The organism is Sphingobacterium sp. NGMCC 1.201703 (assembly GCF_047784615.1).
GTDB lineage: Bacteria > Bacteroidota > Bacteroidia > Sphingobacteriales > Sphingobacteriaceae > Sphingobacterium.
The window spans coordinates 310,527-325,352 of record NZ_JBLOHD010000002.1; the positions used below are offsets into that span (position 1 = coordinate 310,527).

11 protein-coding genes are annotated in these 14,826 nt (G+C 38.3%); 7 read left to right on the plus strand and 4 right to left on the minus strand.

The features are described from left to right. Nucleotides 1–19: 19 nt before the first annotated feature. Complete coding sequence (locus tag ACK8HY_RS06635; RefSeq protein WP_077432787.1) at nt 20–775, minus strand: response regulator transcription factor; 756 nt, start codon at nt 773–775, stop codon at nt 20–22. A gap of 157 nt (nt 776–932) precedes the next feature. On the opposite strand from ACK8HY_RS06635, the gene ACK8HY_RS06640 reads away from it, so the two are divergent. The 6 genes from ACK8HY_RS06640 to ACK8HY_RS06665 all read left to right on the plus strand — a co-directional run bounded on the left by ACK8HY_RS06640 (nt 933) and on the right by ACK8HY_RS06665 (nt 10,941). Further along, a complete protein-coding gene (locus ACK8HY_RS06640) occupies nt 933–1,649 on the plus strand; it encodes a DUF3667 domain-containing protein (protein ID WP_416133173.1) in 717 nt (238 codons plus the stop codon). A 211-nt stretch (nt 1,650–1,860) separates the two neighbouring features. Beyond that, a complete protein-coding gene (locus ACK8HY_RS06645) occupies nt 1,861–3,447 on the plus strand; it encodes a discoidin domain-containing protein (RefSeq protein WP_416133174.1) in 1,587 nt (528 codons plus the stop codon). A 704-nt stretch (nt 3,448–4,151) separates the two neighbouring features. Beyond that, nucleotides 4,152–4,664 carry a sigma-70 family RNA polymerase sigma factor gene (locus ACK8HY_RS06650; RefSeq protein ID WP_077432784.1) on the plus strand — a complete coding sequence of 171 codons (513 nt, stop codon included), beginning with the start codon at nt 4,152–4,154 and terminating at the stop codon, nt 4,662–4,664. A gap of 72 nt (nt 4,665–4,736) precedes the next feature. Next, nucleotides 4,737–5,930, plus strand: a complete 1,194-nt coding sequence (locus ACK8HY_RS06655) for a FecR family protein (RefSeq protein WP_416133175.1) — start codon at nt 4,737–4,739, stop codon at nt 5,928–5,930. A 147-nt stretch (nt 5,931–6,077) separates the two neighbouring features. Further along, nucleotides 6,078–9,335, plus strand: coding sequence for a SusC/RagA family TonB-linked outer membrane protein (locus ACK8HY_RS06660; RefSeq protein WP_416133176.1), 3,258 nt, complete (start codon nt 6,078–6,080; stop codon nt 9,333–9,335). Nucleotides 9,336–9,345: 10 nt separating this feature from the next. Further along, nucleotides 9,346–10,941, plus strand: coding sequence for a RagB/SusD family nutrient uptake outer membrane protein (locus ACK8HY_RS06665; protein ID WP_416133177.1), 1,596 nt, complete (start codon nt 9,346–9,348; stop codon nt 10,939–10,941). A 100-nt stretch (nt 10,942–11,041) separates the two neighbouring features. Here ACK8HY_RS06665 and ACK8HY_RS06670 read toward each other — a convergent pair whose 3' ends face one another. Together ACK8HY_RS06670 and ACK8HY_RS06675 are read right to left on the minus strand one after the other, a co-directional pair. Continuing rightward, nucleotides 11,042–12,163 (minus strand): hypothetical protein, encoded by a 1,122-nt coding sequence (locus tag ACK8HY_RS06670; RefSeq protein ID WP_416133178.1) that lies wholly within the window; start codon nt 12,161–12,163, stop codon nt 11,042–11,044. Nucleotides 12,164–12,495: 332 nt separating this feature from the next. Next, on the minus strand, nt 12,496–13,014 hold the full coding sequence (locus ACK8HY_RS06675) for a hypothetical protein (protein ID WP_077432780.1): 519 nt from the start codon (nt 13,012–13,014) through the stop codon (nt 12,496–12,498). A gap of 316 nt (nt 13,015–13,330) precedes the next feature. Here ACK8HY_RS06675 and ACK8HY_RS06680 point away from each other — a divergent pair, with 316 nt between their 5' ends. After that, complete coding sequence (locus ACK8HY_RS06680; protein ID WP_416133179.1) at nt 13,331–13,975, plus strand: DNA alkylation repair protein; 645 nt, start codon at nt 13,331–13,333, stop codon at nt 13,973–13,975. Between the two features lie 41 nt (nt 13,976–14,016). On the opposite strand, the gene ACK8HY_RS06685 is transcribed toward ACK8HY_RS06680, so the two are convergent. Beyond that, on the minus strand, nt 14,017–14,664 hold the full coding sequence (locus tag ACK8HY_RS06685; protein WP_416133180.1) for an HD domain-containing protein: 648 nt from the start codon (nt 14,662–14,664) through the stop codon (nt 14,017–14,019). Nucleotides 14,665–14,826 lie beyond the last annotated feature (162 nt).

Consider the following 14,826-nt stretch of genomic DNA (forward strand, 5'->3'; position numbering starts at 1 on the left):
GGGATTGACAACAGAATATTCATAACAACCTATTATTCAACGCAAAAGCCAAGGCTTCATTCATATTTCCCACACCCAATTTTTCAAACAATTTCCGTCGATGGAATTTCACCGTATCTATTGAAATGAAGATCTTCTTGGAAGTTTCGTGGATAGAAAGCCCGCGATGATAATAGCGTAAAATTTCGATTTCACGTTCTGTGAGATTAACTTTTGTACGAGCAATCCATTTACCAGTCAATAGGTCAAGCTCCCATAGCAAATCAGAATGAAGTTTTTCTATGGTTACATTTCCTGAAGAAATATTTGAAGATAAAGATACAATACACATCGCTTTCCATATCTTTCCCTCCTCAGTTAGAAAAAATGGTGTTAACTTATGATTGATCAAAATATATTTCTTATTTGCATCTTGTATTTGAAAATCATAGGATATAACATGTTGCTTCCGCTCTTCCAACGGAATATTTTCATAGAAATTAAAACCGGCATTGTTAATCTGAATGAGCATCTGAAAATCCGGGGCAGGTACATATTTCTGGTAAAATCCGTATCCCATCTCAATAACCTGTTTTGAAGTTAAACCTGCAAGAAACAACGGATTATCTGAAACAAATTCAAATGCTTTCAATTGATAATCGATCACGTAAATACTTTGGTAAGTAATACGCGCGAAAGCTTTAACAATTTCTATATAATCTTTGGTCTGTTCTAAATCTTTTGCTGATAGACTATCCACAGCATTCTTGGGTGAAAATAAATCGTTAACATCCATGTTCAAACTATATACTTCAAAAGTAAATAAAACTACACTCAGGTGTAGCTCTTATTATGATAATGTGTAATATTTTTGAACAAAATAGAAATCGATAGGCAGCGTTTTAGCACGTACCAGACCGAAACATATCATTACAGCCTTAATTACCTTAAAAATGACAAATTGCAAAAACTGTGGAACTGATATCATCTCCAATTTCTGCCCAAATTGTGGTCAACCCGCGGTCCTCAAAAGGATAGATGCGCACTATATCGTCCATGAGATTGAACATGTCCTTCATTTCGAACGGGGGATTTTGTATACTATCCGGGAACTTGTCACTACCCCGGGAAAAAATGTACGGAATTACCTTTCTGAAAATCGAAGTCGCTTGGTCAAACCCGTTATTTTTATTATTGTCACCTCATTGATCTACTCGATTGTAAGCCATTATTTTCATGTTGAAGATAAATATGTTAGTTATTATGAATCCCTACACTCTACAACGGGCGCTATGTACCTCTGGATCCAAAACCATTACGGTTATGCTAATATTATAATGGGGATATTTATTGCATTTTGGACAAAAATATTTTTTAAAAAATATGGGTTCAATCTTTTTGAAATTATTATCCTATTGTGTTTTACTTTAGGAATGAGCATGTTAATATATACATTTTTCGCAATACTGGAAGGTGCTACAGATAAAAATGTTACGGTACTCTCGAGTATAATAGGTATGTTATATTGCGTTTGGTCTATAGGACAGTTTTTCGATCCACATAAAACAGTTGGTTATCTTAAAGCCCTATCTGCTTACATTTTAGGATGTATCACGTTTACAATAGCAGTTTTTACTATTGGTTCTACGATAGATCTTATCTTTCATTGACAATAATAGTTTTCGGACCCATCCATAAATAGATAAACCGCCACCATCTTAAAACTTAATTTTTATCAAAAAAATTAATAAATGTTACAAAACAATTCTCAACATTGATTTATCAATCGATTGATTAAACAATACTGGATAAAAATGTAATTTTTTTTTCGAGACAATCAGTCCAATGGGCTATATTCATTATTATACAATATAAACCATTATGAGAAAACTTTTAAATTTATTGATTGCCACCTTGGCCCTAGGTGTAGCGTCCTGTAATAAGACGCTCGTCCCAACGGATGAAAACAGTGAAAATTTAAAACTTAAAGCATCCAACACAACAATTACCAATGAGTGGCGTACAAATCCGTACAAACTCAACGTCATTTACTTTGTACCCAATGATGTCGATTCGATTCCTAATTTTAGAAAACGAATCAGCCGGATCCTTCTGGACGCACAGGAAATGTTTGCCTCGAATATGAATCGTGAAGGATTTGGCCGCAAATCCTTCGGATTGGACCTGACAAATGATACGTTGATCAACATCCACTACATTGCTGGAAAATTTGGGAAATCAACCTATCCCTATTCCGGTGGTAGCGGTGCCGTCAAATCCGAAGTGGATGCTTATTTCACCCAGAACCCTACAGCAAAGAAAAGTGCGCACAACCTGATTATTATTCCTACCTATAATACTGATCCGGCCAATCCAGGAGGTCCTCCCTTCTATGGTACCGGTACCACCTGTTATGCCTTGGATTACATAAATCTGGATGCCAAAAACTTAGGAATAGGTGGAGACATCGGCTGGAAGGCAACAGTTTGGATAGGCGGAATGATCCATGAACTTGGGCATGGTTTAAATGCCAGTCACAATCGGATGAATAAGACATTAGCTCCAACGCTAGGTACCGCATTGATGGGTTCTGGTAATTCGACCTATGGAATCTCCACCACTTCATTGACAGCTACCACCGCCGCGACCTTTAATAACAGTCAGGTGTTTAGCACCGTAACAAGAAATGACTGGTATGCTTCAGCGACAGCGGAGATCACTTCATTGTCCTCAAGTTATAGCAACGACAAGATCATTATTTCTGGCAAATTTACCACGACCAAGCCTGTAAATGATATCGTGGTTTGGCATGACAGAGAGCCATTTGGGGGTAACAACGACTATGATGCAGTACAATGGGCCACTAAAATCATTGGTCAGGATAGTTTCAGATTCGAATGTCCATTGGCAGATTTTTATGATTTAACAGGAAACTATGAAATGCGTATCGGCTTTATGCATTTCAACGGAAGTCGCTCAACATTAGGATATGCCTATAACTTCGTCAATAATATTCCTGATCTCAGTAAAGTTGTTACGCATAAACTATTACCGACAACAGGCTGGTCAATCATAGGTAGTGACAGCAACGAATCCGGTGCCCCAGCAAGCAATGTGCTTGACATGAACAGAAGTACAATCTGGCACACACCATGGTCTTCTGCACAAACACCACAACCGCACTTCTTCTCCGTGAATATGGGCGCTCTACGCTCAATAAAGGGGCTCGCGTTTCGAAACCGTGATAATCTGAACGGAGCAATGAAAGATATCAATATTTATACAAGTACAAACGGGACAAGCTGGACCTTGGTTAAATCGGCGCAGCTGAGCAAAGTTTCTGGCTCTTGGATTAATGTTAACCTTGATTCGACAATAAGCACGCGCTATCTTAAAATAGAATCTGTGAATTCTTGGGGTGATTTCTTTTACTCACATCTGGCAGACTTCGGGGTCTTTTCTGATTAGTTTTTTATTCGCTTAATTCTTTAAAGGAGTGTTCACAAAGGCAGAACACTCCTATTTTTCCTCCTACACCCCACAATTTCTTTTCTCAAACCTTTAATCTCCAGACGCATTTTAAAGTCCTTTATTTATTCCGATACTATGGGCCTCAACTGCTAATGTGGAGCTGATGAAAATAAAACTAGTCCCTGAAATCTGAGCATGAATTTCTATGGATATATTGCTACTTTGGCTATCGTATATCAGAATCAAATGATGAAAGGCTAATGATAGACCAGAAACAATAGCATTGCCTGCGGAGAGCAAAAACATTGTGAGGCTTACCATGCGTCTGGACTTTATTTAGCTGGTAACGATAAGAGTGATTTGCAATATACATAGGAACAGCCAGAGTAAAGCTCCGAAAGAATCTAACTGGAGTGGAAAGAGAAAAATCCACGCAGGTTTTACACCTGGCGAAACAATCGAAGCCCAAGGTGGAAGTTTGTTGATTTTTAATACAAAACTTTTTTTCGTTACAATTTTAAGGCAAACATGATAAAAACCACAGCCCAATTATCCCAATAAAGCAAAAAAAACACCACTTAAAAACAAACCTTTCAATTACTTACACGCAAAAACAGCTCAGGAAGGACATTATATAAATTACGTACATTGTTTCTAATATTTTTGTATAATAGCTATATTTTTAAAAAAATAGCTAGGTAATGTTGTCCATCGAATACTATTTTAAAACATATTTTCTACAGCTCTGCACCTTTGCCTTTCCATGGGTCAACTCAGAGGAGATAGCTAAGGATATTGTACAAGATGCTTTTATTGTCCTGATGGACAGACCTGAATTGTTGGAAAAGGGAGAACGCGTTATCAAAAGTTTTCTTTACACCTCTGTAAAAAATATGGCAATGAACGCCAAACGACGGGATATGGTATTTGATAAGATACGTGGTTCCATAACCGTAGAAGAATCCGACAATCATAATATTCTTGATGATCTTATCAATGCTGAACTGATTGGCGCATTACACCGCGAGCTCAACCAATTGCCTGAAGGCTGTCAGCGTATTTGCCGTTTAATCTATTTGGACGGTATGAAATATGAGGAGGTCGCACGGGAATTGGACGTATCTGTCAACACCGTAAAAACGCAACGGGTTCGTGCAATAAACCTTTTGAAAACCAAATTCCTAAATCTAATATTAAACTTCCTTTTGCTTTAAAGATTATCCTTCTTTATTTTTTTTCATCCTGAGTCACCCTTTTTGATTCCTCAAGTTATTTAGTATTAAATTATGATAGAAACCGATAAAATAGTGTTGGCAGAATTGGCTTCATTACTTCTGAAAGATGGGCAATTAGCTACTGCACAAGAAAATGAGCTAAAACGTTTGTTGGAAAAATATCCCGACGCAAAGGAAAGTTTACGCTACCGTCTTGCGAATACGGATATCCAAGTTCCATTTGATTTACGCAACACCGATTTAGATCAGGAGTGGGAAATTTTAAAAACCAAATATAATGAAAGAAAAATTACGCCAAATTATCGTTGGTGGAATGGACAATGGAAAGTTAGGATCGGAGTAGCTGCCGCGCTATTATTACTCTTTACTTTTGTTTGGATCTGGAAATCCTATGTTAAACCTATCAACTATCTTATTCCGGATAAGGTCTATGGCCAAAAAAACGATGTTCTTCCAGGGGAAAATGGTGCTATCTTGAAGATTAAAGGAAAGGACGATATCAACCTAATGAATAAGCAAGTCGACCAAAGCCTTTCTCAGGGGATTGAATTTAAAAATGGAGAATTATTATACGCGCAGCTCAAAACTAAAGAGTACAATCCGATGCACACATTAATTGTACCCAAAAGATCTACTATAGCAATAACATTAAGCGATGGTACGCGTGTATGGGTAAATTCGGAATCGGAACTGATCTATAATGCAAATTTCAATGAAAAAGAACGGAAAGTACGACTAAAAGGGGAAGCTTATTTTGAAGTAGCCAAGGACGCAAAACGGCCATTTATCGTAGAAGCCAATGACCTTAGCATCCAAGCGATAGGAACAGCTTTTGATATCAATTCCTATACCCAAAATGCCAAAGTACTGCTAACTGAAGGACGCTTAAAAGTCAATGGACAAGAAAAAGAGATTTTTATAGATGCTGGAAATGGTGCAAAAATGATTAAAAATCAATTGGTTGCCTTCCCAATACCGGACATGGAAGAAGCGACGGCATGGAAGGATGGCTATTTCTATTTCGAAAACAAAACTATGCAGCAGATTCTCGATGAATTAAGCCGCTGGTATGGTATTAAAATTGATTCTAATGTTTCATTAGATAAAATACGTTACAAAGGAGGCATAAAAAGAGATGTAACCCTTGCAGAGGTCTGTAATCTACTGAAAGACCTGACTGGCTATCAGCTGACAATCGACAAAGAAAAATTAATCGTAACAAACCGACCGAAAAAAAATAAATAAACTATCTAAACAAGAAAAGGAGGGCTTATAATATGTAAGAAGATAAATACCTAAATATTGTATGAAAAAGAATGCAGAAGTACTCCAATACTCCTGCATCTAACTGAATTAACAACTGATCGTAAACTATTAATTCTCTACCAAATTATGAATAATTTATTTTATTCAAAAGGAATTCTTTGTCCTATAGACAAGGGGAAAATTTTGAACAATCTAATCAAAATGAAACTGACCGGAATATTATTAGCAACATCCATGGTGGGTGCCTACGCTTCAAGCTCTGCTCAGATTACACTGCATGCCAAAAACGCCAAGATTGAAACAGTCCTCAAAAACATCACCAAACAGACAGGCATACGTTTTATCTTTATGGAGGGCTTACTGAATAATGAAAAAGCAAATCTTGAAATAACAGATGCAACCCTGAATAAAGCACTTGATCAGCTCTTTAAGAATAGCGCATTTTATTACATGGTACATCGGGGTACCGTCGTCATAAAACGGAAACAGGAAAATATTCCGAATGATCTATCAAATAGTGAAATGCTTTATCAGCAACGAACCCTTAAAGGGAAAATACATGACACAAAAGGAAATCTATTAAGTGCAGTCAGCATATTGCTCAAAGGGACAAACATTGGAACTACAACAAATGCTAGAGGTGAATTTCAGCTTTCTCTACCAAATGGGAATAAAGGTACATTGATCTTCAGCGCTGTGGGCTTTAAACAGCTTGAGTTACCCATCAACAACAAAACCGAGCTCAATATTGTCATGGACAGTGATGAGATTGGGCTTGAAGAGGTTGTGGTGGTCGGATTTTCAGAGGTTGATAAAAAGCACCTGGCTTCTTCGGTATCCCAAATGGATATGGAAAAAGTAAAAAACCGGCCTATCTATAAAATGCAGGATGCCTTTTCGGGAACAATTCCCGGTGTTACGATGATGCGGGGGAATAGTCTTCCTGGAAGTGTACCTGGCACCATTTCTATTCGTGGTATCAGCACCTTACAAAACGCCGATCCTCTGGTCATCGTGGATGGAATGGAACAGAGTATCCACGATATCGATCCTAACCAGGTGAAAAGTATTACTGTACTTAAAGATGCAGCTTCAGCGTCTATGTATGGCTCACGTGGCGCCAATGGCGTCATTATCATCGAAACGGAACGTGGGCAAACTGGCCAATTTAAAGTTTTTACAAACAACTGGTATGCCATAAACAAACCGATCGATCTTCCAGAATTTGTGGGGGCAGTTGATTTTATGAAATTGCGAAACGAAACACTGGTCCAACAAGGACAACCTGCGATCTATTCGGATGAAACAATTGAACAATACGCCAGCGGAAAAATAAAAGGGGTCAATTGGCTGGACGAAATCATGGAACGCACGTCTACGGCAATTAACAACAACGCCAGTATTTCAGGCGGCGGTGGTGTAGGTACCTTTAACCTTATGTTGGGCCATATTAAGGAAAATGGCCTCAACAATATTGAAGGTACACAAAAATTCTCGGCCAGGTTCAATACGAATATCAATATTGCAGATAAGTTTGTCTTGATGGCCGATTTTTACGCACATCGTCTGCAAGTCAACCGGCTAATGGCAAATGATGATGGTCACGGACTCTATCAACAAGCCTGGCGCCTGAACCCAACACAACAGATCTACTATGATGTAGACAGGCCTGAACCATTCATACTGCATAACAACATAAATCCCCTCGCTTCGATTAAACATGGTGGCACCAAAAACTATATGCATGACCGTAGTACGATCAATCTCCGGCCTAAATATAATATCAACAGTAACCTAAATATCGAAGGTAATGTATCCTACATGATCAATAAATCTGCCGACAAGCAAAAGCGATTAACCTACAAATTCTTTGATGAAAAAGGGGCACCGATCAGCATATGGGGTAATGATGTGAATGCTTCGCAAGGAGTCAGTGAGAGCCAGCTGACTGCGCGGGCATTAGTCAATTACAACAAAGAACTGCGTCAGGATAAAGACAAAATCTATCTCACCGCAGGCTCTGAGATCATGAGCTATACCTTTACCGATTTTAGGGAAATTAGCAAGGCATCCTTTTTTGGTAAATTAAACTATTCATTTGACAACCGTTATATATTTGAGTTAACAGGTCGTTCGGATGGGAGCAGTAAATTTGCACCGGGTCATCGCTGGGGTTTCTTTCCATCAGGGGCATTTGCGTGGAATCTGCATAATGAGCGCTTTTTCAAGCCAATTCTCGAATCCGAGGCGATCAACAATATTAAGATCCGTGCCTCATACGGATTGATCGGTAATGAAAATGTCGCACCCTATCTGTGGCAGGAATCTGTCAATACCTGGGGATGGACAATGCGTGTTCCCAATTCTAATTTTTCATGGGAGAAACAAAAACAATGGAATCTCGGTCTCGATATGAATGCGCTCAAAAATAGACTTTCTTTAACAGCGGAAGTATACCATAAAAATTCGTATGATTTAATCTATGACCAATTTGCTGTTCCGCCCTTAACAGGATCATACAACTTAGTCTCCGCAGTAAATATTGGTGCGGTAGAGAATAATGGCTGGGAAGTTTCAGTAAACTGGTCTGACAAGAAAGATGATTTCTCCTATAAAGTCGGTGCGATGCTATTCAATAACCGCAACCGCATACTCAAGGCTGGTTATAATGAAAATGACCGCTTGATTTTCAAAGGCAATAATGATCAGATATGGTATAAAGGCATCCCGATCAATAATTATTATGGCTTTCAATCAATTGGTTACTTCCAGAATCAACAAGAAATTGATGAAACCGCAGCGAAAATGCCCAATTCCAGACCTGGCGATATCCGCTATGTCGATCAAAATCAGGATGGCTTAATTAACGACAATGACCGAGTTTATCTAGCAGATCCTCTTCCCTATTACAATTACGCCATCAATATGGACCTGCATTATAAACGCTGGGATTTTTCTGCGCTTGGTCAAGGCGTGGGTAAAAGAACGGGTAGGCTAGCTGGGCAGGAAGCTTATCCGGTGTATGTCGATGGAAACAGCAATGACCTAGGGGCACCACGTGTTGAATATGTTGCCGACCATTGGAGTCCGGAAAATCCAAATAGCCGCTTCCCGCGTCTCTGGACTGGCTCAACGCCGAACACACTTTTGAGTAATGTATGGCTCAGCAATGCTGCCTTTTTCCGTGTTAAATCACTTCAACTGGGGTACACTTTTCCATCCATTGGTAAAAGTATCAAAAACTTAAGGATGTATGTTAATGCCCAGGATGTATTCACCATTACAAAATGGGAAGGACTAGACCCTGAGCGGATCGGTAGTGGTAATGGAAATTACCCGCGGATGGCAACATACAGTTTTGGATTAAGTGCGAGCATTTTTTAATATCACCACAATGAAAAAGAAAATTATTACCCTGATAATAGCATTGACAACACTTAGTAGCTGCGAAAAATTTCTTGATAAGCGAGATCCGACAGCAACTTCTTTTGATGAGTTTTTTAACACGGAGGAGGATTTACGCCGTGTAGTCTACAGCAGTTATTTGGATGCTTTTATGGGGCCCGGCGAACGTCGTCTCCTTTTTTATATGACCGAAGGCCGTTCGGACAATGCTTATGCCCGCATTGAGACAGATCACCACATGATCATTGCCAACGGCAATATGACTAGCAACTCTCCTTTAGCCGTTTACTACTGGAATCTACACAATCAGCATATAGGACGTATTAACACTTATTTGGCAAATGTTGATGTCCCTTATGTCGAAAATGAATCTACCCGTCAAAGGTATAAAGCAATTCTTGAAGGTTTGCGCATCTGGCATTACTTTAGGATTACAGAATTTTGGGGTAATGTCCCCTTTGTGCTTACTCCTGTTAAACTGGAAGAGGCAACACCACCTGTCACACCTAAAGCTGAAATCCTTGATAAACTCTTTGAAATGAGTGAAGATGTTGCAAATAGACTTCCAGAAAATGAAGGCACGACAAATGCATATATGTTCAATAAGTATTCTTTTAAAACATTGGTCATGCGCTATGCGCTCTACAATGGAAGGTACGAACTGGCGGCACAGCTTGCTAAAGAAATAATGGATAGTGGGAAATATCAACTCCACCCCCAATATGCTAATCTATTTAACTATCAAGCTGATAAAACTAATAAAGAGTTTATCATTAAGTTCGATATGGAAAGTCATAACAATTCCGCAACGGCGTCATTTCAACATCTGGCCCCACAATATCGAACCGGGAATGGACAATCTTATGTTGTTCCTCTAAAAGCACTTGTGGATAGTTATTGGACTCTACAGGGCCGACCAATTGACAACTGTCCATTACACAGCAAACAAGCCTATGAGCTTAATCCAAAATTAAACCGCGATCCGCGGTATGAAGCCAGTGTGTTTGGTCATGGCGATCTCTTCAATAATGAAAAAATAGACATCTATGATTCCAAAAGCGCTTTTTACTACCAAAACCTACGCAGTAGTAGATCGGGATACTGGTTTAAGAAATTTGTGGACCAAGCCGATGCGTTCCGTACCGGTGGAAATATGCATTTTTCTTTAGCTCGCTATGCCGAAGTCCTTTTAACCTATGCTGAAGCCAAAATAATGTTGAATGAAATAGATGATCTGGCCAAAAGTTGTATCAATCAAATTCGCAAAAGAGCTGGCCTTGATATGACCGTTGCGGATGTCAATTTAGTTGCAAAATCACAACAGGAATGGATAGCACTCATCCGCAACGAAAGAAGAATCGAATTCGCTGGGGAAGGATTACGCTATAGCGATATCTTGCGATGGAAAACGGCAGAGACGGTACTTAATCAAGCAGCTCTCGGTCATATGCGTTTGAATGGCTCTGGACAGTCTGAAGTACTCAAAATTGAGGATCGAAAGTTCTTAAAACATCAATACCTATGGCCATTTCACGAGAGTAGTTTTCAGGTGGAACCTAACTTGGTGCAAAATCCGGGCTATTAGTCACTAGTAAAAAACGGCCTTCCATCTGGAAAGTCGTTTTTTACTTAGCTAGTGCTGCTATGTTACTTTGATTTTTTCCGAGTCTCGAATCCCGCTTTCACTAAAAATCTCTCACCTCGTCAAACCAGTCATTAGCGGTCTCCGACTGTATTTTTACCGGTGACGCTTCTATTAATTGCTGAATGGCAATACCAGTGTCTTCCCGCTCGGCAGTTTCAATGTTGGATAGTTTGTTAATTGTTTCGATCAATTCTACAAGGGCTTGTTTTATCTCGTTTTCTGTTTTACCATTAACGATTTTCTGTAAAGCAGCTTTATAAGCTTTGGTGGCAATTTTAGCGCTTTTGCTTTCCCAGTTTGTAAAGGGAATTCCATATTCTGTCGTAAACCACACTGAGTTCCGCAGTTTGGAGACTGAACAATATTCTAGTTCTTTTCCTGACTTAACGAGCTCCTTTAATTCGGTTTTCAATCTTTTTCCTGTAATCTCCTCAATATTCCACCCGATAAATGATTTCAGGTTGTCCCAAGAATTTAAAGAAGGGAAATTTTCTAAGTTGGGAGCATAACGAATAGCTAAACTTTCCAACTTTTCAAGTTTGTTTAGACTGGCTACATTACTAAGATTTCCTGTAAGACTTAACCCTTGCAAATTGGGAAATTGCAATAAACTTTCGCAATCTAGCGCTTGCCCCAACGGTTCAACAATCACGTCGAGTCCGGTAATTTTTCCCAGGGATTTAAAAGCAGGTAGTCGGTAAGGTAATGCGATTTTATCTCTCGTTACATTAGGATAGAGGCGGATGTATGGATTGGTATTTTCCGATAAAATTTCAAATTTTTCCAGATCCCCTGATAGGTTAAGCGATCTCAAACCAAGGAGGCAATCATCTTCGCCTGATGGTAAAGCAATTTTTACAGGAATTTTATTCGAACGAACTGTCAAATTTCCGATCTGAGCAGCATTTAAATTAATATCAGCTGGTATGGATGGCTGCCAGAAGAAATCTTCAATCGCTCTTTTTTTTGACCATTCAAGGAAACCCGTATCATTACCATAATAATAAAAAAATCTTGGCCAATGACTACCAGCCGGTGTCATATATGTATCAAAGGCGTTCCAGTTGATGGCCGATTCTCTTTCAACAAGAACATCAAATTTTTTCTTGTCCATATCAGCTTCACCAATAGAAAAACTGCCTTGACCTGCCTCAATTTTCACGGTGTGACTATTTGTGCTCGTCAACGAAAGATGGATCGGACTTTCTCTATTCATATTGTAGGCGTTAACAGCTTCTTTTGGTTTAAAATTTTGAGCATCTCTTTCTATAATTTTATTGCTGGCATTTTCCTCTTTGTTATGCTAGGAGTCTGTTACAGCATTTGACTAATTTACAAAAAACAATCTTATTCTATTTTGCGACCTAAGATTATCATTCCTAAATATCCGTTTTGTTCCGCATTAAATAGACTATAAAATAAATAGTCTGTATCAGATCGAGCAGTACTTGGTATGAAAACGATCGCAATAAACTTTATCAAAGGTGGACAAGGCTATTTATACTTTCCCATGTTCCATAATTTTTCAACAATCTCGTTTTGATTATATTCAAAATAATTGCCCTTTTTATCTTTTTGTCTCTGAAAAAGACTATGGTCAAAAGTTGTAAAATTTAAGCTTAGAAAATCAATGAAATAATCATCAAGATGATAATGAAACTGCGCTCTCAAACTTTTATCATTCTCATCCTGGATGACAAAAGTCTTTTGTCGTCTCACAATTTCAGTCAGTTCACCCTTTGTGATATGTTCAATAACTTTCGGAGCGGGAAGTGATATTCTGAATGCCAAAACCTCAGCACCTTCTTCCTCCCACCATTCCCAAAGATTAAATTGAGACATATCTTTACCCGTCATTTCATGAAGCGTATTTTCAAGCTTTTGATATTCGGTACTATCTTCATCTCCATTCTCTTCACAATAGTCTGAATATGCTAGAATAAGTTTTAGAACTTCCGGATAGTGTTTTTCCGCTGATTTAAAATCGGGTTCAATTTCTTTTCTTAATTCCATTATCCAAATATAACGTCAAAAGTACCTTCATCTTGTTTTGTACAACCTCCTTGACCTATGACCAAACAACTAGGTTCTGGTCTTTTACTCAAAAAGACCAGATCGGCAAACAAAAATATAATAATAATTTAAACCGACTGTATTTCGCGACCTTGCTAGTAGTAAACTGAACCAGTAATAAATAATTAAAAAAATCAGTAAATTCACGATATGATAACACTTGATCAGCGTATAAATATCATAAGATGTAGCCTATAAAAGAAAGTGAAAATGAGTAAGCGAGCGTTGCGCATCTATTAACTATTGGAAAACGGTTATGAAACTATCATCGACAGCAGAAAATATTATGATGCAAATTAACGACAAGAAAACCAAACTTGGTGACTTGCGTAAAATTGCCAACATCATAAAGAAGGATCAGGAACTAGCTATGGAGCTTTGGGCCACAGCGCAGTATCTCCCAAGACAATTGGCTATCCTCCTTATGGACAAGAAATTACTTTCTAAAGAAATTATTGATAGATTGGTAAGCGATATTGAACAGCATCGGGAAGACGAAAAACTGCAGCTGATTGATTGGTTTATGGCGAATCAACTTGCTAAGGACAAAAGAACAATTACATTAATGGAAAGTTGGGAAAACAGTATATCTCCCCTTCAAAGACGTACTTTTTGGTACCATCAAGCCCGATTGCGATGGGTAGGACAAACACCGCCGCCTAATAGCGAGGAATTACTTGCAAAAATTGAATCCCGAATTGAAAATGAAGTACCTGAAGTCCAGTGGGCGATGAATTTTACTGCCGCTCAAATCGGTATCTTTCAGGAAAATTTCCGAGCAAGATGTATCAATATCGGAGAGCAAACCGGACTCTATAAAGACGAAATCGTAGCAAAAAACTGTACTCCAAATTATCTGTCGAAATTCATAGCTATACAGGTGGCAAAACTTGGTAAATAAATCACCGAATTATCCTGGAAATATTCGGTGATTCATCCTATTTAGCTAAAACTGGCTATCGCACGGTTGCGAATCTCTGAAACATTTAATCCAGCATCTTCAAGCTTTTGTTCAGCCTGTTTCTCAATTAAATCCTTCAATACAACAAAGGTATCATCAAATTGAACATGTTTGCCAATTACAAAGGATAAGTCATATTCGATCTCTTCCCAGGTAGAAATATCAGCATGATTATGTTGTAATTGTACCTCTAATTTATCAATGGCATTCGCAACTTTTGCTTCGAAAGTATCCTTCTCTTCAAATTCATAAAAAAGATCATAGATTTCTTGACCATTCGTCGATGTGAGCATTTCCTTAATATTAGAGATGGCCTTCTCCTCATTTTGTTGCTTGATCTTTTTGACATCTGGATTACGAATCTGATCCAATACGGAAACATCCCCTGCTTCTGCTTCCACCAGATCATGAATAATGATCATTTTTAGCAGACGGGAAAGATCAATTTTTTCATCCAGAAGTGGTTCGATCAAAACAGCCATCAACGACATCCGCCAGGTATGCTCCGCAACACTCTCCTGACGTCCGTTTGATAACCAGCTATGTCGTAACTCGAATTTTAATTTTTCAGCCAATTTCAGGACATCTAATATCGCTGACAATTGTTCTATCTTTATTTGATTAACCATTTATATATTAAATATCTAACTCTAACCTAATTTACATATTCACTAAATATCAACGCTAATTTAATATTTTCTGAATGGTAATAAAGTGGCTTTTCAAAGAAAAAAGTATTGACTTATTACCCACTATCACAAACTTATATTTGAGTAATTTCACCATCTAGG